The sequence below is a fragment of the uncultured Massilia sp. genome (assembly GCF_913773735.1).
Lineage (GTDB): Bacteria > Pseudomonadota > Gammaproteobacteria > Burkholderiales > Burkholderiaceae_D > Telluria.
In genome coordinates this window covers 23,249-41,558 of record NZ_CAJYEB010000035.1, presented here as the reverse complement: position 1 = coordinate 41,558, position 18,310 = coordinate 23,249, and the positions used below count along the sequence as shown (strand labels likewise).

The window sequence follows — 18,310 nt, the reverse complement described above, 5'->3', positions numbered from 1 at the left end:
AAAGCTCATTCATTGAGCTAATCATATATACGCATAAGCATAAGCAAAATTGATATTGGCCTTGCCGTTGGCACGCTGCTAAGCTGCGCTCCCCCGTCGGCCATGGAGCCGGCGCATTACAACGAACAAGAAAGCCACCATGAGCGTCAAACATCCGCAGCCCGACCCGGCGCGCGCCCTGCGCGTGCTCGCCCTCGTCGCCACCTTCGTCGTCTCCCTCGCCCCGCCCCAGCCTGCCCAGGCCCAGGTCCAGGACGGTCCTGGCGCCGCCGCGCCGGCCACCGTCGTGGTCACCGGCACCCGCGCGCTGAACCGCCGCAGCCTGGACACGGCATCGCCGGTCGACGTCATCGGCGCCAGGGAACTCGCGAGCACCGGCTCGGGCGAGCTGGCGACGGTACTGGGTCGCCTGCTGCCGTCGATGAACTTCCCGCGCCCGTCCGGCGCCGACGCCAGCGACGCCGTGCGTCCGGCGCAGCTGCGCGGCCTGTCGCCCGACCAGGCGCTGGTGCTGGTCAACGGCAAGCGCCGCCATACGGCGGCCGTCATCAACGTCAACGGCACGCTGGGCCGCGGTTCGGCGCCGGCCGACCTGAACGCGATCCCGCTGGCCGCGATCGACCACATCGAGGTGCTGCGCGACGGCGCCGCCGCGCAATACGGCTCGGACGCCATCGCCGGCGTCGTCAACATCATCCTCAAACGCGGCGCCGACGGCGGCGAAGCCGAGATCGGCTACGGCCAGTACGACGCCGGCGACGGCGAACAGGCGACCCTGCGCGGCTCGAAGGGCTTCGCACTGGGCGAACGCGGCTGGGCGCGCCTGTCGGTGGAAGCGCTCGAGCGCAACGCCACCAACCGCGCCGGCCCCGACCCGCGCCCGCAGGCCGGCCCGCGCCGGGGGCTGGTCAACGCTCGCCTGGGCGACCCGGACAGCCGCCCGCGCAGCGTGTTCCTGAACACCGAATACCGGGTCAGCGACCAGGTCGACTGGTACGCCTTCGCCAACTACAGCGAGCGCTACACCTCGGCGGCGGCGACGTTCCGCACCGCCTACACCAACGACACCGACAAGGTGCTGCGCACGCCAATCTACCCGGAAGGCTTCCTTCCACTGCAGAACAGCATGTCCTACGACAATGCCGTGGTCACCGGCCTGCGCGGCGAGGTGGCCGGCTGGCGCTGGGACGCCAGCGCCGACTACGGCCGCAACCGCTTCAAGCTGGGCCTCGACCATACCGTCAACTACGCGCTGGGCGCGGCCGGTCCGACGCACTTCTACGCCGGCGCGTTGACGGCCACGCAGCAGGTGGCGAACCTGGACGTGGCGCGCGACATCCCGGTGGCGTGGCTGGCCGGGCCGCTGACCGTCGCGCTGGGCGCCGAATACCGCCACGAGGACTACGCGATCGGCGCCGGGGAATTCAATTCCTACACGGGCAGCGGCGCCCAGGGCTTTTCCGGTTTCCGTCCCGAGAACGCCGGCAAGAACAGCCGCCACAACCAGTCGTTCTACCTGAACCTGGAAGGCGACATCACGCGGCAGCTGGCCGGCTCCCTGGCCGTGCGCCACGAGCGCTACAGCGACTTCGGCAACACGACCTCGGGCAAGGGGTCGCTGCGCTATGCGTTCACCCCCGCGTTCGCGCTGCGCGGCACGGTGTCGAACGGCTTCCGCGCCCCGTCGCTGGCCCAGCAGTTCTACACGATCACGACCACCAACCTGCTGACGGTGACGAATCCGGCGACGGGCGTGTCGGACTACGTGCCCGTCGAGACGGGGACCTTCGCCGTAGACAGCCCAGCCGCGCGCGCCCTCGGCGCCACGACGCTGAAACCGGAGCGCGCGCGCAACCTGAGTCTCGGGGCCCAGTGGCAGCCCGCGCGCGCGCTCACCGCGTCGGTCGACGTCTACCGCATCGACATCGACGACCGCATCGTGTTCTCGTCGAACCTGCAGCTGTCGCCGGCGCTGCAGCAGGTGCTGGCGGCGCAGGGCAACTACGTGGGCGCGGCGCGCTACTTTACCAATGCCGTCGATACGCGCACGAAGGGCGTCGACGTGGTCGGCACCTACCGCCTGGACCTGCGCCAGGGCGCGCGCGCCGACGTCACCGTGGCCTACAACCACAACGACAACGCGGTGCGCCGCGTGGCCGACAATCCCGCCTTCCTGACCCGCCAGAACCTGCTGCTGGTGGACCGCCAGACCGTCGACCGCCTGACCGTCGGCTCCCCGAAGGACAAGCTGAGCGTGACCGGCGACTACACCCGCGGCGCCTGGAACGGCCGCGCCACCGTCACCCGCTACGGCGAATTCACGGTCCCGCAGAACAACCCGGCCTACGACCAGACCTACGACCCGCAGTGGGTGCTGGACCTGGCCGCGACGGTGCGCCTGGCGGGGAACTGGCGCCTGACGGGAGGCATCGACAACGCGACCAACCGCTACCCGGCGCAGATCACGTCGCTGTCGAACCTGAACCAGAACGGCACCAGCCCGTACAGCGGCTTCGCGCCGAACGGGTTCAACGGGCGTTACTTCTACTTGAAGGCGGGGTACGCCTGGTAAGCACGGTCGCGACGCGCCACCCGGCCCGGCTCGCCACGCTCACATCGCCGCCGCCTCGCGCGCGTACACCCGGTGCTGCCCGAGCACCGTCGCGAAGGCGGCGAACGCCGCCGCCAGCTGCGCCGCCTCGGCCAGGATCACTCCCGGATCGGGTTCGCCGCCCGGCAGCGACGGCGCGATGCCGGCGGCCTCGACCACGCCGCGGCCGGCGCCGAGCGCCAGCAGCGGCTTGTCGTGGCGGTACTGCTCGCGCAGGAAGTCGAGCACGGCGCCGTCCCGGGCCAGCGCCGCGGCGCTCGCGTCGCCCGGCGGCACGACGGCGGCGTCGTACAGGACCGAGGGCGTGGTCTCGAAGGTGACCTCGACGTCCAGCGGCGCGCCCGGCGCCGCCTGCAGCACGCCCAGGCGCCGGCCGACGATGCGCGGCTGCGCCCCGCCCTGCAGCAGGGCGCCATACAGCCGGCGCGCGGCGTCGGCGTCGACGCCGTCGGCCGCCAGGATCGCCACGCGGCGCGTGCGGATGCCGGTGCGGCCCGGCCTGGCCAGCAACGACAGCGACGGCGACGGCGGATAGCCCGGGACCGGCATGTCGCTCGCGCGCGGCAGCGGCGGCGGCAGCGGGATCCCGAGCCCGTCCGCCACGGCGCGGGCCAGGCCGGCATCCACGTGCACCAGGCCGGCGACGATGCGCGCGCGCACGGCCGGCACCTGCACGCGCGTCAGCTCGAAGCGGAACGCGTCGACGATGTGCCGCTGCTCGACCGGCGACTGGCTGATCCAGAACAGGCGCGCCTGGCCGAAGTGCTCGGCGAACAGTTCCGGCTTGCCGCGCACCTTGCTGCCCTCGGCCGGCTGCGGGAAGCTGGAAAAGCCGCGCGTGCCGGCCTGGAACGGGCAGCCGCCGGCCAGCGAATTCGGCTCGTAGGCGATGCGGCCGCGATGCAGGGCCTGGCGGTGCATGCCGTCGCGCTGGTTGTTGTGGACCTGGGCCAGCGGCGAATTGACCGGGATCTCGTGGAAGTTCGGGCCGCCCAGGCGCGTCAGCTGGGTGTCGATGTAGGAGTGGATGCGGCCCTGCAGCAGCGGGTCGTTGGAAAAGTCGATGCCCGGCACCAGATGGGCGGCGCAGAACGCCACCTGCTCGGTCTCGGCGAAGAAGTTGTCGGGATTGCGGTCCAGGACCAGCCTGCCGACCGGCCGCACCGGCACCAGCTCCTCGGGCACGATCTTGGTCGGATCCAGCACGTCGAACACGCCGAAGCCGGCCGCCTGTTCCTCGGTGAACACCTGCAGGCCCAGTTCCCACTCGGGGAACTGGCCGGCCTCGATGGCTTCCCACAGGTCGCGCCGGTGGAAGTCCGGGTCGGCGCCGGCCAGCCTGGCCGCCTCGTCCCAGACCAGCGAATGGGTGCCCTGCAGCGGCGTCCAGTGGAACTTGCAGAAGTGCGAGGCGCCCTGCGCGTTCACCAGCCGGAAGGTGTGCACGCCGAAGCCCTGCATGGTGCGGTAGCTGCGCGGGATCGCGCGGTCCGACGTCACCCACATCAGCATGTGGAAGGTTTCCGGCGACAGCCCGGCGAAGTCGTAGAAGGTGTCGTGCGCGCTCGACGCCTGCGGGATCTCGTTGTGCGGTTCGGGCTTGACGGCATGGATCAGGTCCGGGAACTTCATCGCATCCTGGATGAAGAACACCGGCATGTTGTTGCCGACCAGGTCGAACACGCCTTCGTCCGTATAGAACTTGGTGGCGAAGCCGCGCACGTCGCGCGCCGTGTCGGCCGAGCCGCGCGCGCCGGCGACGGTGGAAAAACGCACGAACACGGGCGTGCGCTTGCCGCGCCGCGCGAACAGGGCGGCGCGCGTCAGGCCGGACAGGTCGTCGTAGTTCTCGAAATAGCCGTGGGCGCCGGCGCCGCGCGCATGCACGACGCGCTCCGGGATGCGCTCGTGGTCGAAGTGGGTCAGCTTCTCGCGCAGGATGAAGTCTTCCATCGCCGTCGGACCGCGCAGGCCGATCTTCAGCGAATCCTGGTTGTTGGCGACCTTGACGCCCTGGTTGGTGGTCAGTTCGCGCCGGCTGTCGTCGACGCGCACCCGGTCCAGCGGGCCGTTCAGCGGATTCTGCCCGATGTCCGGCGTGCCCCCGCCGACCTTGCGCGAGGCGATGTCCTCGGTGGTCGTGCCGGCCGTGGCCAACGGGCTGTCCGGGGCATGGGTCTCGCCGCGGTGCGGCGTCCACGACGCCTCGCCGTACTCGAGCGGCTTGGTGGCGTTGAACGGGCGCTCGGCCGCCAGCGCGGCGCCTTGCGTGACTTTTTCCAGCAGCCGCTCGTCCTCGCGCGTGTCGGCGCCCAGGCCGTCCGGCGTGGCCGCCGTCGCCGGGCCGCCGACCGTGCTCAGGATGGAACCGGCGCCGTCGTACGGAGCGCCGGCGCTTGCCTTGTCTTGCGTAGCCATGCATCACCTCTTTCTCGTTTGACAGGAGATGCGCGGCGGACGCCGCGCAATAGCCGAGTCTGCTAGCTGCCGGGGCAGCGGCATTGAGATGATGCAAAGGCGGGCCAAGCAAGGACGGGCCGGGCATGCCGCCGGCTTACTTGACGCGCTGCTTCTCCAGCTTGCGCGCCAGCGTCCTGCGGTGCATGCCCAGCCGTCGCGCGGCTTCCGAGATATTGAAGTCGGTCTCGGCCAGCACTTCGTGGATCCGCTCCCACTCCAGCGTCTTGATCGACGTGGAGCGGTTGGTCAGTTCCAGCTCGGTGTTGCCGGCCACGTGGCCGAAGGCGGCCTCGATGTCGTCGGTATTGGACGGCTTGGCCAGGTACTGGCTGGCGCCCAGCTTGATGGCTTCAACGGCCGTGCCGATGCTGGCGAACCCGGTCAGCACGACGATCAGCATATCCGGGTCGTGCGCATGCAGCATCTGCACGCAGGCCAGGCCCGAGCTGTTGCCCTTGAGTTTCAGGTCCACCACGGCGTAGCCGGGATGGTGGTCTTTCAGCAGTTCCTGGGCTTCGTCCAGCCCGGGGGCGAGCAGGACCTTGTAGCCGCGCCGCTCGAAGGAGCGGCCGAGGGTGCGCGCGAACGCGTCGTCGTCCTCGATGATCAATAGCAGTCGTTCGGTGTTGGGCATCCGATTATTCTACATGCAACGCGGGTGGCCGGCAGGCCGAGGCAGCGATTGCACGTTGGCGGCCAACGCGCGACTGCCGTCGTCAAGGGCAAGCCCACGAGCACCGCGCCCAACTACACACGCCATGGCAGCCCATCTTCGAGAGAATCCGCCTGGCACATTTCGTTGTTTCGGTGCAACCATTTTAATTGTTGCTCAAATCTTTCCCGTTACCTTGCTTATACTTGAGCGTTCCAGGTTCTTCGTCCGATCACCAAGGGTTTAATCATGCCGCAACCATCTTACAGCAGCGCTTCCGGGTACATTTCCGAAAATTTCATCACGATCAGTTTCTCGCTGCCGCTGGACAGTGCCAACCCGCCGCCGGCCAGCGCGTTCGACCTGCAGCTCAACGGTACCGGCGTCACGGTGACCGGCGTCACGGTCGACAGCGCCGCCCAGACCGTCACCGTCACGATCAACAGCTTCCTGCTGGCTGGAGATATTGTCGATTTCGTCTACACGGATCCCAGCAACGGCAACGACGCCAAAGCGATCCAGGGTTTGGACGGCACGGACTCGGCAAGCTTCAGCCATTCGACGATCGTCGCTATCGGTCGCCCCGGGCCGGCGGCCCCCGCAGCGCCTACCCTCGACGCCGGCAGCGACAGCGGCGTGGCCGGCGACCGCATCACCAACGATGCGACACCGACGCTGTACGGTATCGCGGACGCGAACGCGACGGTCAAGCTGTACGACACCGACGGCACCACGTTGCTGGGCACGTACGCTGCCGACAGTGGCGGCAAGTGGAACATCACCAGCCTGGGCCTCAAGGACGGCGACCATACGCTGCGCGTGACCCAGACCGACGGCAGCGGCGCGACGTCGACGCTGAGCCAGGGCATCACCCTGACGATCGACACCGGCGCGGCAGCGCCGTCGAACCTGGCGCTGACCAGCGGCACCGACAGCGGCGCGAAGGGCGACGGCATCACCAACGTGACGCAGCCGAGGGTGTCCGGGCTGGCCGAAGCGAACGCCGCCGTGAGCCTGTACGATACCGATGGCACCACGCTGCTGGGCAGCACCACGGCCGACGGCGGCGGCAAGTGGCAGATCCTGAGCGACGCGCTGAAATCGGGCACGCACCAGTTGACGGCCACGCAGACCGACGTGGCCGGCAACCTGTCGGCGGCATCGGCCACGTTCACCGTCGTCGTCGACACCACGGGCCCGACCGCGATCGCGCTGAGCGCCACCAGCGCCCGGAAGGACCATGCCACGAACGGCAGCACGGTTTCCACGCTGTCCTCGACCGACATCACCGCGGTGCAGTACGACTTCGCCGTCGGTGACGGCGTGAACGACGCCGACAACGGCAAGTTCACGATTTCCGGCAACAGCCTGGTCGCCGCGCAGAACCTGTCGGCCGGCACCTATCACCTCTACCTGAGCGCGACCGACGCCGCCGGCAACGCCGCGTACGACGTCTTTTCGTTCACCGTGACGGATGCCCCGTCCGTCTCCGAGATCGCCCGCGTGGGCGCCGCGACCGTCCCGGCCGCCGACGGCAGCGTCGCCTACACGGTGACCTTCGACCAGGCCGTCACCGGCGTGGACAAGACCGCATTCGTGCTGTCGGCCAGCGGCAACGCCAGCGGCACCATCGACACGGTGACCGGCAGCGGTACCACCTATACCGTCACCGTCAAGGACGTCGCCGGCGACGGCATGCTGCGCCTGGACGTGCTGGCAGGCAGCACCATCCAGAACGCCGGCGGCACGCCGCTGTCCGGTGGCTACACGGCGGGCGCCTTCTACACGCTCGACCACACGGCGCCGCTGGCGCCGACGGCGCTGGCCGCCAAGGCCGCCGACGATTCCGGCGCCTCGTCCGTCGACGGCATCAGCAGCGTCAAGGCGCCGCACATCAGCGGCCACGGCGAAGCCGACGCCACCATCAAGCTGTACGACACCGACGGCACCACGCTGCTGGGCAGCGTCACCGCCGACGGCAGCGGCAACTGGGACATCCCCAGCATCGCCCTGGACGAAGGCAAGCATACGCTGACCGCCGTGCAGGTCGACGCCGCCGGCAACAAGTCGGTCGTCTCGGCCGGCTTCGACTACACGGTCGACACCACCGCGCCGACCGCCATCGCACTGTCGCGCGCCACCCTGCCGATCACCCAGGCGGGCAGCGGCGCCACCGTCGCCACGCTGGCCGCGACCGACGCGCACGCCGTGACGTTCGCCCTGGTGGCGGCGCCGAGCGGCAACGCCGACGCCGACAACGCCAGGTTCACCGTGTCCGGTACCGGGCTGGTCGCCGCGCAGAACCTCGCGCCGGGCGTCTACCACGTCTACGTACAGGCCACCGACGCCGCCGGCAACAGTTCGCCGAAAGGGCTGACCTTCGAAGTGATCGACGCGCCGCACGTGGCCAGCGTCGAGCGCGCCGGCGCGGCCGATCCGCTGGCCCCGGCCGCCGCCACGACCGTCACCTATACCGTCACGTTCGACCAGGCCGTCACCGGCGTGGACAAGACCGCCTTCGTGCTGTCGGCCAGCGGCAACGCCAACGGCACCATCGACACGGTGACCGGCAGCGGCACCACCTATACCGTCACCGTCAAGGACGTCGCCGGCGACGGCACGCTGCGCCTGGACGTGCTGGCCGGCAACACCATCCAGAACGCCGGCGGCACGCCGCTGTCCGGCGACTACACCACCGGCCAGACGTTCTCGCTCGACCATACGGCGCCTGCGGCCGTCGCCGGCTTCGCCATCCTGGGCGCGGACGACACCGGCCGGCTGGACACGGACGGCATCACGAACGTGGCGGCCCCGCGCATCAGCGGCAGCGGCGAAGCCAACGCCACCATCAAGCTGTACGACACCGACGGCACCACGCTGCTGGGCCAGACGACCGCGGACGGCAGCGGCAAGTGGACCATCTCCAGCAGCGCGCTGGACGAAGGCCAGCACACGCTGACCGTGCGGCAGACGGATGCGGCCGGCAACGTGTCCGCCGCCAGCGCCGGCCTGACGGTCACGATCGACACCACCGCCACGCCGCCGGCGGCGCCCGCCCTGGCACCGGCCAGCGACAGCGGCACCATCGGCGACGGCATCACCAGCGTGCGCACGCCGACGCTGGTCGGTAGCGCCGAGGCGCTGGCCGCCGTCCGCCTGTACGACACCGATGGCACGACGTTGCTGGGCTCGACCGTGGCCGACGCCAGCGGCAAGTGGAGCATCGTGTCGTCCGCCCTGGCGGACGCCGTGCACACCCTGACGGTGACGCAGACCGACGTGGCGGGCAACGTGTCGCTCGCCAGCAAGGGGCTGCAACTGACCGTGGACGGCACGGCCCCGCTGGCGCCCGCGGCGCCGAGCCTCGACGCGGCCAGCGACACCGGCACGCGCGGCGACGGCATCACGGAAACGGTGCGGCCGGTCCTGTCCGGCACGGCCGAGGCGAATGCGCGCGTCACACTGTACGACAGCGACGGCAAGACCGTCGTGGCCACGGCCGTCGCCGACGGCGCCGGCCACTGGAGCGCGACCAGCGCCACCCTGGCCCTGGGCGAGCACCGCCTGAGCGCCACCCAGGCCGATGCGGCGGGCAACGTCTCGCTGGCCGGCGCCGCGCTGACGCTGACCATCGTCCCGCCGCCGCAACCGCCCGCGACGTTCATCGACGGCACGCCGGTCACGCAGCAGACGATCTCGCTGCCGGGCGGCCTGCTCGGCACGCAGACCACCGTCCCGATCGTCGTGGCCGACCGCACCGAGTCGAGCGGCAGCGCCGGCGTGGCGGACATCCCGCTCGCCGCCGGCAACGGCGCGAACCTGCTGCTGGCCCAGGTGCCCACCGGCTTCGGCCTGAGCAGCACCGGCGGCGCCAGCCAGGCCGGCGCCGGCGCGGCCGAGCAACTGATCCAGGCCATCCGCGGCGCGACGCCGGACCATAGCGCCACCGACCAGGGCCACCTGACCGGCAACGGCCAGTCCTTCCTCGACCTGCTGCCCGCCACGGTCCCGCTGCTCGTGCAGACCGTGACCCCGGTGACGGGCGCGGGCACCAGCGGTGCCACGCTCACGCTGGCCGGCACCAGCAGCGCCACGCAGCACACGGCGCTGGTGATCGACGCCGCCGGCGTCGGCGCCGGCAATACCATCATGCTGAAGGCGGTCGACTTCGCGGCGGTGATCGGCGCCGCGACGGTCGGCGGCGCGACGGCCGGCCAGGTCATCACGGGCGACGCCGCGGCGCAGACCGTGACCGTGGGCGCCGGCCAGGCCAGCTCGGTGTTCGCCGGCGGCGGCGCCGACGTGCTGCAGCTCGGGGCGCCGGGCGCGGGCAGCGATGCCGGCGCCGGATCGAGCGCCGCCACGCGCGGCGCGGCCGCCACGCTGCTGCACGGCGGCCAGGGCACGGACACCGCCGTGTTCGCGGGCGACCGGAGCGCGTACGCGATCGAGGAGCACGATGGTCACCTGGTGGTCACCGCCCTCGGCGGTAACCACGACCAGGCCCTGGTGGTCAACGTCGAGACGCTGCGCTTCGGCGACGGCGACGTCGCCGTGCAGAACCGCGCCGCCCTGTCGACCATCGCCGGGCTGTACGCCGACGTACTGGGGCGCCAGGCCGACGTGGACGGCTTCGCGTTCTGGGGCGCGGCGCAGAAGGCCGGCGCCACCCTCGGCACGATCGCCGTCGCGATGATCGGCACCGCGGAGGGCCAGGCCCACCAGGCGGCGTTCAGCGGCGATGCCGCCCACGACGTCGGCGTGCTGTACCAGGCCCTGTTCGGCCGCGCGGCCGACGCCGGCGGCGCCGCGTTCTGGCTCGACGCCATGCAGCACGGCGCCAGCCTGCAGCAGGTGGCGGACGGCATGCTGCAGTCGGTGGAGATCGTCGGCCACGCGCTGGGGGCGGCGCAGTGGGACTTCACCGTCTGACGCCGCCGCGCAGGCAACGCGGGGCGGCAGGCATGCGCCGGGCCGGGGCCGGTTCGGCTATCCTCGCGCCATGCCGCCCGCCCCTTCCCATCCGGTGACGCCCGACGGCCGCTACTTCGTGGTGGCCGGCCGCCTGTGGCGCACCACCGACCCGCGCCTGCCGCCGGCGCGGCGGGAAGCGCTCGTCCAGGCGCTGATGGCCGCGCGCCGCGCCGTGGGCGCGGCCAAGCGGGCCGGCGACGCCGCGGCCGAGCGCCGGGCGCGCGACGCCGTCGACGCCGCCAAGCGCGGCCTCGGCGAGCGCGGGCCGGTGTGGTGGGACGACGGCGCCCCCGACTTCAACCGGCGCATGGCCGTCAATACGCCCTATGCGCAGTGGTACGCGGCGCTGCCCGGCGCCGGCCCCTGAGCCGCGCCCCCGGCCGGCGTCACGCCGCCTGCTGCCCGCGCCGGATGCGCCGGCATGCCACCTCCAGTTCCGCGCTGCCGGCGCTCGCCGGGTGGCCGTCGCCCGTGCGGCTGTGAACGTGCTTGCGCGCGCCGCTGCCGGCACTGGTCCTGCCGCAGTAGCTTCCCTCGCGCTGCTTTCTGGACGTGCTTCGCGACTTGCCTTGCGACCCGATGTCCGGTGTACTGTCTGACCTGCCCGGCATGATTCCCCACCGCTGAACGAGTTGGCATCATGGTAATCGCCGGCCGCTCGGGCATCGTACCGGCGCACGGCGCCTGCGCTTGTCGGAAATGTCGTACTCACAAGTGGCAACGCCGGGCACGCGGGCGGCCGGCGGGACCGCATGGTCGAACCACCAATTTTTCCTTTTGCGCCGGACTCGGTCATAATGGCAGAGACACGCGCGCTATTCCCTCGAAAGTGGCGTTGACAAGGACAAAGCATGAACACCGTGATCGCGCCGCAGGTGCTGGCCGCACCGCAGGGCGGCGCCATGGAAGAGCGGCTCTGGTCGGCGCTGGGCGCGGCCGGCGTGGCGCGCTGGACGCGCGGCCTGGACGGCGCCTTCCACGATCCCCAGCCATCCTGGAGCGCGCTGACCGGACAGTCGCAGGACGAACTGGCCGGTCTCGGCTGGCTCGACGCCGTCCACCCGGACGACCGCGCGCGCGTCCGGTCGCACTGGACGGGGGGCGCCACCGACGCGGTGCTCGGCTACCGGCTGCGCGATGCGAACGGGACGTGGCGCGAAGTCGAGGAGCGCGCGGCGCGCTTCGACGGCGCGGACGGCCTGCCGGCGCAGGCGGTCGGCATCATCGAGGACGTCGGCGCGCTGCGGCGCACGCAGCAGCGGCTACGCCAGGCGCTGGACGGCGGCCGCATGGGCACGTGGGACATCGACCTGTCCACCGGGACGATGACGTGCTCCGGCCAGTGCAAGGCGAACTACGGCCGTCCCGCCGACGCGCCGTTCAGCTACGAGGAGCTGGCAGCCTGCGTGCATCCGGACGACCTGGAACGGTGGCGCGCGGCCGTGGGCGGCGCCATCGCGAGCGGCGGCGAGTTCGGCCTCGACTATCGGGCAATCTGGCCGGACGGCACGGTCCACTGGGTGTACGTACGCGGCAGCTGCCTGCTTGACGACCGCGGCAATGCGACCACCTTGTCGGGCGTGTCCATCGACGTGACCGACCGCATGCGGGCGCGCGAACTCGACCGGGAACGCGCGGCGGCGGCCGTGCTGGAGAGTCGCAAGAAATCCGAATTCTTGGCCATCCTGGCGCACGAGTTGCGCGGTCCGCTCGGTCCGGTGCGCGGCGCGCTGCAGGCCATGCGGATGCGCGGCGACGATCCCAAGGACCGCGAATGGCTGCGGGCGCTGGCCGAACGGCAGGTCCGCCACATGGGCGTACTGATCGACGACCTGCTCGACGTGGCGCGGGTGGAACGCGGCGAGATCCGCCTGCAACGCGAACGCATCGACCTGCGCGTACCCTTGCGGCTGGCCGTCGACGCCTGCCACGCGCTCATCGAGTCACGCGGACAGCACTTCGAGGAGAGCGGTGTCGACGTTCCCGTCATGGCGCTGGCCGACCCGACGCGGGTCGCGCAGATGGTGTCGAACCTGCTCAACAACGCCGCCAAGTACACGCCGCCGCACGGCCACCTGCAGCTGGCGCTGGTCCAGCGCGACGGCCAGGCCGTGATCCACGTGACCGACGACGGCATCGGCCTCGACCAGGCGTCGCTGGCGCGCGTCTTCGAGCTGTTCGAGCAGGTCGACGGCCAGAAGGACCAGGCCCAGGGCGGCCTGGGGATTGGGCTGGCGCTCGCGCGCCAGCTCGCGCAGCTGCACGGCGGCTCGCTCACGGCGCACAGCGACGGGCTCGGCCACGGCTGCCGGTTCTCCATCGTGCTGCCGCTGGCACCGGACTGACATGCTGGCCTGACATGCACGATTGACATGCAGGACTGAGATGCAGGACGGAGATGCACGACCGGCGCCGCCCGGGGCGTGGTCCCGCCGCTATTCCTGCCGCAGCGCGATCGCCGACAGCGGCAGGCGCAGCGTCACCAGCGCCCCGCCCTCCGGCCGGTTCGCGGCCGCCACCGATCCGCCCAGCGTGCGCGCGACGTTCACGGCCAGGAACAGTCCCAGCCCGCCGCCCGGCCGGCCCTTGCTCGACTGGTAGGGCTTGCCGAACTGCGCCAGGATCGCCGGCGCGAAGCCGGGGCCGCGGTCGGCCACCTCCAGCACCAGCGTGCCGGCTTCCAGGCGCGCCTCCAGCCCGACCCAGTCGGACGGCGCCTCGAGCGCGTTGTCGAGCACGTTGTCGATCATTTGTCGCAGCGCCGAGTCGAAGGCCACCGGCAAGTCCTGCGCGATGCGGTTGACGTAGGAAAAGTCGCGCACCGGACGGCTGGCGCGCCACTCTTGCACGAGTTCGTCGAGGAAGGTGCGGATCGTCGTGCGGCGCGCGGACTCGCCGCGCGCCTCGCCGGCCGAGAGCAGGATGCCGCTGACGATCGACTTGCAGCGCTTGAGCTGGGTCTCCATCTCGGAGATTTCCTCGATCAGGTCGGGATTTTCCTTGAATTCGGGCATGCGCTTCCAGTCGCCCAGGATCACCGACAGCGTAGCCAGCGGCGTGCCCAGTTCGTGGGCGGCCCCCGAGGCCAGCAGGCCCATGCGCACGATGTGTTCTTCCTCGGCGGCGCGCTGGCGCAGGTCGGCCAGTTGCGCGGCCCGGGTCTTGAGCGTGTTGGTGATGCGCAGGATGAAGATCACCAGCAGCGCCGCGTCCAGCACGAAGCACAGCAGCATGCCCTGCACGTACAGGCTGGCGATGCCGCGCCCGTGGTCCAGCGGCAGCGGCAGCGGCTGGGCGAAGATCGACAGGCCGGCCAGGCAGGCCAGCGTGATGCCGACGATGGTCCAGGTGGACCAGGCTTCCAGCAGCACGGCCGACAGGATCACCTGCAACAGGTAGAGGAAGGCGAAGGGATTGCTGGTGCCACCGGACAGGTACAGCTGCATGGTCAGGCTGGCCACGTCCACCAGCAGCGCGAGGAACAGTTCGCTGTTGGTGACCGGACGGTGTTCGTGCCAGCGCAGGTGGCTGGCGACGTTGAAGGCGATCAGGCAGGCCAGCACTTCGAGCATCTGCACCAGCGGCAGCGGCACGTCGAACACGAGGATCGCGCCGGCGATGGTGGTGACCTGGCCGATGACGGCGATCCAGCGCAGCTCGATCAGCTGCAGCATGTTCTTGTGGCCGGCGACGTATTCGACGTCGGCGGCCGAGGCGGCGCGCCAGCGCCGGCTGGGATCCCGTCCCGGCGCCGTGGCCTCAGTCATCGCGGCGGCCGCGCCCGCGCGCCACGTACCACCAGGCGCCCGCCACCATCAGGGCCAGGGCGTACCAGGTCAGCGCGTAGACGAGGTGGCTGTTGGGGAACCTGACCACGGTCAGCCCGCCGGTGGGCCGGTCGGGCGAGCCGGCCGGGTTCTGGTTCGCTTCGGCGTCGACGAAGTACGGCGCGACCGTTGCCGCGCCGGCGCCGAGGCCGCGCGTGGCGGCGATGGCCGCGACGTCGCGGCTGTACCAGCGGTTGTCGGCGGGGACGTTGTCGCGCGCGAAGGAGCCGCGCGGCTCGCTGATGCGCAGCAGGCCGACCACGCGCGCGGGCGCCTCGGCGGCGGCGGCGGCGCAGGGATCGCCGGCGGCGCGGCGCGCGTCGTAGCGGGTGCGCGCGCCCAGCACGGCCGGGATGAAGCCGCGGTTGACGATGACGACCTGGCCGTCCGTCGTGCACATCGGGGTGAGCAGCCAGTAGCCGCTGCCCTGCTCGGTGAGGGCCTGGACGGGGGTGGTGAGGTCGTAGAGATAGGTGCCGTGGAGTTCGAGGCGACGGTATTCGTCGCCGGCGGCATCGATGCCCGCCCAGCGCGCCGGGCCGGGTGGCGCGGCGGGGGCGGCGTGCACGCGTGCTTCCACGCGGGCGATCAGGTCCAGTTTCCATTGCAGGCGATAGACCTGCCAGGTGCCCAGACCGGCGAACAGGACGACCAGCAGCAGCGCCAGGATCGTTACGAAGGGACTCGCACCCTTGCGCCGGACGCTGGCCGGCGCTGCTGCATGGTCGCTACCCGCCATTACTGCATGTCGTGCATGCCGTGAACCGAGCCGCCGTCGTTGCTGATGTGCGGCATCATGTTCGCGTTCATGTGGTACATGACCCAGATCGAACCGACCAGGATGATGACCAGCAGGATGACGGTGAGGATCATCGCCATCATGTTCCAGCCGTTCTCCGACTTCGAGTTCATGTGCAGGAAGTAGACCATGTGCACGACGACCTGCACGGCGGCGAAGCCGAGGATCACGAACTTGGTGGTCTCCGGCGCCACCTGGTGGGTCATCACCAGCCAGAACGGGATCGCCGTCAGGATCACCGACAGGATGAAGCCGATCGTGTAGTCCTTCAGGCTCCCGTGGGCGTGGATCTCGTCGTCGTGGTGGCCGTGACCGTGGTGGTCGTCGTGGCCGTGGGCGTGATGAACGTTGCTCATGGCAGGGTCCCCATCAGGTAAACATAGGTGAACACGCCGATCCAGACGACGTCCAGGAAGTGCCAGAACATCGACAGGCAGGACAGGCGACGGTAGTTGGCGCCGTTGATGCCGTGCTTGCCCAGCTGGATCATCAGCGTGACCAGCCAGACGATACCGAACGTCACGTGCAGGCCGTGCGTGCCGACCAGCGCGAAGAACGACGTCAGGAAGCCGCTGCGCCACGGGCCGAAGCCTTCGTGGATCAGGTGCGAGAACTCGTACAGTTCCAGGCCCAGGAAGCAGGCGCCCAGCACGCCGGTGATCGCCAGCCACAGCTGGGTCTTGCCGAGGTTCTTCTTCGCGGCCGCCAGCATGGCGAAGCCGTAGGTGATCGACGAGAACAGCAGGAAGGCCGTGTTCAGGGCCACCAGCGGCAGGTCGAAGATCTCGCCGCCCGACGGGCCGCCCGCGTAGTTGCGGCCGAGCACCGCGTAGGTCGCGAACAGGCAGGCGAAGATGAGGCAGTCGCTCATCAGGTAGATCCAGAAGCCGAGCAGCGTGCCGTTTTCCGGATGGTGCTCGCGCACGAAGTAGCGCGAGCTGGCGTCGGCGCCCGGGGCGCCGGGAGTGGTTACGTTAATGTCAGACATGGGCTTCCAGCATGCGGGTGCGCTCTTCTTCCGTGCGGGTCACTTCTTCCGCCGGGATGTAGTAGTCGCGTTTGTAGTTGAACGTGTGGTACAGGGTCGTGACGATCAGGGCGACGAACGACACGGCGACCAGCAGCCACATGTGCCAGATGATGCCGAAACCGACCACGAAGGACAGCGCCGGGATGACCGGGCCGGCCCAGGTGTTGGCGGGCATGTGGATCGGCACGTAGTCCTTCAGCGGACGCTGGTAGCCGTTCTTCTTCATGTCGGCGAAGGTGTCGTTGTCGTGCACCATCGGGGTGAACGCGAAGTTGTAGGCCGGCGGCGGCGACGAGGTCGACCATTCCAGCGTGCGGCCGTCCCACGGGTCGCCCGTGACGTCGGCCAGCTTCTTGCGGTTGATGACCGAGACGGCGATCTGCATCAGCAGGCAGCCGATGCCGGCGGCGATCATCAGGGTACCGAACAGCGAGATCTGGAACAGGTAGTGGATCGACGGGTCCTCGAAGTGGCTCATGCGGCGGGTCACGCCCATGAAGCCCAGGATGTACGGCGGGATGAAGGCGAACCAGAAGCCGATCGACCACAGCCAGAACGAGTACAGGCCCCACTTGCGGTCCAGCTTGAAGCCGAACATCTTCGGCCACCAGTAGTTCAGGCCGGCAAACAGGCCGAACAGCACGCCGCCGATGATGACGTTGTGGAAGTGGGCGATCAGGAACAGCGAGTTGTGCAGGACGAAGTCGGCCGGCGGGATCGCCAGCATCACGCCGGTCATGCCGCCGATGGTGAAGGTGATCATGAACGACACGGTCCACATCATCGGCAGTTCATAGCGGATGCGGCCCTTGTACATGGTGAACAGCCAGTTGAACAGCTTGGCGCCGGTCGGGATCGAGATGATCATCGTGGTGATGCCGAAGAACGAGTTCACGCTCGCGCCCGAGCCCATCGTGAAGAAGTGGTGCAGCCACACGAGGTAGGACAGGATCATGATGACGGCGGTGGCGTAGACCATCGACGTGTAGCCGAACAGGCGCTTGCCGCAGAAGGTCGCGACGACTTCCGAGAAGATGCCGAACGCCGGCAGGATCAGGATGTAGACCTCGGGGTGGCCCCAGATCCAGATCAGGTTCACGTACATCATGGCGTTGCCGCCCAGTTCGTTCGTGAAGAAGTGGGTGTCGAACAGGCGATCCAGGCCCAGCATGGCCAGGACGGCGGTCAGGACCGGGAAGGCCATGACGATCAGGATGTTGGTGCACAGCGAGGTCCAGGTGAAGACCGGCATCTTCATCATGTCCATGCCCGGCGCGCGCATCTTGACGATGGTGACGACCAGGTTGATACCGGACAGCAGTGTGCCGACACCCGCGATCTGCAATGACCAGATGTAGTAGTCGACGCCGACGTCGGGGCTGGCCAGGATGCCGGACAGCGGCGGGTAGGCCAGCCAGCCGGTACGGGCGAACTCGCCGACGAACAGCGATGCCATCACGAGCATCGCGCCCATGGTGGTCATCCAGAAGGAGAAGTTGTTCAGGAACGGGAAGGCCACGTCGCGCGCGCCGATCTGCAGCGGCACCACGTAGTTCATGAAGCCCGTCACCAGCGGCATCGCCACGAAGAAGATCATGATCACGCCGTGGGCGGTGAAGACCTGGTCGTAGTGGTGCGGCGGCAGGAAGCCGTGCGAGTCCCCGAACGAGAACGCCTGCTGGGCGCGCATCATCAGCGCGTCGGCGAAGCCGCGCAGGAACATGACCAGGCCGAGCACCATGTACATGATGCCGATCTTCTTGTGGTCGATGCTGGTGAACCACTCGTTCCAGAGGTAGCCCCACAGCTTCAGCTTGGTAATGGCGCCCAGGACGACGACGCCGCCCAGGAGCACCGCGATAAAGGTACCGATCAGGATCGGCTCATGGTAGGGAATCGCTTCCCAGCTGAGCCGACCGAAGATCAACTTCGCTAAGTCAAATTGCTCGTGCATGGT

General features: G+C 69.7%; 11 protein-coding genes. 4 read left to right on the top strand and 7 right to left on the bottom strand.

The window, feature by feature from the left end; genetic code table 11:
- The first annotated feature begins 139 nt into the window (after positions 1-139).
- Positions 140-2,572 carry a TonB-dependent siderophore receptor gene (locus QZ749_RS17590; protein WP_296949424.1) on the top strand — a complete coding sequence of 811 codons (2,433 nt, stop codon included), beginning with the start codon at positions 140-142 and terminating at the stop codon, positions 2,570-2,572.
- A gap of 39 nt (positions 2,573-2,611) precedes the next feature.
- On the opposite strand, the gene QZ749_RS17585 is transcribed toward QZ749_RS17590, so the two are convergent.
- Both QZ749_RS17585 and QZ749_RS17580 read right to left on the bottom strand, forming a co-directional pair.
- Positions 2,612-5,029 (bottom strand): catalase, encoded by a 2,418-nt coding sequence (locus tag QZ749_RS17585; RefSeq protein WP_296949422.1) that lies wholly within the window; start codon positions 5,027-5,029, stop codon positions 2,612-2,614.
- Positions 5,030-5,165: 136 nt separating this feature from the next.
- Complete coding sequence (locus tag QZ749_RS17580; RefSeq protein ID WP_296949420.1) at positions 5,166-5,705, bottom strand: response regulator transcription factor; 540 nt, start codon at positions 5,703-5,705, stop codon at positions 5,166-5,168.
- Between the two features lie 267 nt (positions 5,706-5,972).
- Between QZ749_RS17580 and QZ749_RS17575 the strand changes: the two genes are divergently transcribed.
- The 3 genes from QZ749_RS17575 (at position 5,973) to QZ749_RS17565 (ending at position 13,042) form a co-directional block, all read left to right on the top strand.
- Positions 5,973-10,655 (top strand): Ig-like domain-containing protein, encoded by a 4,683-nt coding sequence (locus QZ749_RS17575; protein ID WP_296949419.1) that lies wholly within the window; start codon positions 5,973-5,975, stop codon positions 10,653-10,655.
- Positions 10,656-10,725: 70 nt separating this feature from the next.
- Entirely contained in the window at positions 10,726-11,064 is a 339-nt protein-coding gene (locus tag QZ749_RS17570) for a hypothetical protein (RefSeq protein WP_296949417.1), read from the top strand.
- Between the two features lie 484 nt (positions 11,065-11,548).
- Positions 11,549-13,042 (top strand): sensor histidine kinase, encoded by a 1,494-nt coding sequence (locus tag QZ749_RS17565; RefSeq protein WP_296949415.1) that lies wholly within the window; start codon positions 11,549-11,551, stop codon positions 13,040-13,042.
- Positions 13,043-13,132: 90 nt separating this feature from the next.
- Here the strand turns inward: QZ749_RS17565 and QZ749_RS17560 are convergent, their stop codons facing one another.
- The 5 genes from QZ749_RS17560 to cyoB are packed head-to-tail and all read right to left on the bottom strand — an operon-like array spanning position 13,133 to position 18,307.
- The gene (locus QZ749_RS17560; protein ID WP_296949413.1) at positions 13,133-14,464 is read right to left on the bottom strand and encodes an ATP-binding protein; all 1,332 of its coding nucleotides are present in this window, start codon (positions 14,462-14,464) and stop codon (positions 13,133-13,135) included.
- Entirely contained in the window at positions 14,457-15,263 is an 807-nt protein-coding gene (locus QZ749_RS17555; protein ID WP_296949411.1) for an SURF1 family protein, read from the bottom strand. The genes QZ749_RS17560 and QZ749_RS17555 overlap by 8 nt, the downstream gene beginning before the upstream one ends.
- Positions 15,263-15,679 carry a cytochrome o ubiquinol oxidase subunit IV gene (gene cyoD / locus QZ749_RS17550; protein WP_296949410.1) on the bottom strand — a complete coding sequence of 139 codons (417 nt, stop codon included), beginning with the start codon at positions 15,677-15,679 and terminating at the stop codon, positions 15,263-15,265. The genes QZ749_RS17555 and cyoD overlap by 1 nt, the downstream gene beginning before the upstream one ends.
- Positions 15,676-16,311: a cytochrome o ubiquinol oxidase subunit III gene (gene cyoC, locus QZ749_RS17545; RefSeq protein WP_296949409.1), complete on the bottom strand. Its 636-nt coding sequence runs from the start codon at positions 16,309-16,311 to the stop codon at positions 15,676-15,678. Before cyoC ends, cyoD begins: the two co-directional genes overlap by 4 nt.
- Complete coding sequence (gene cyoB, locus QZ749_RS17540; protein ID WP_296949408.1) at positions 16,304-18,307, bottom strand: cytochrome o ubiquinol oxidase subunit I; 2,004 nt, start codon at positions 18,305-18,307, stop codon at positions 16,304-16,306. Before cyoB ends, cyoC begins: the two co-directional genes overlap by 8 nt.
- Between the last annotated feature and the right edge of the window lie 3 nt (positions 18,308-18,310).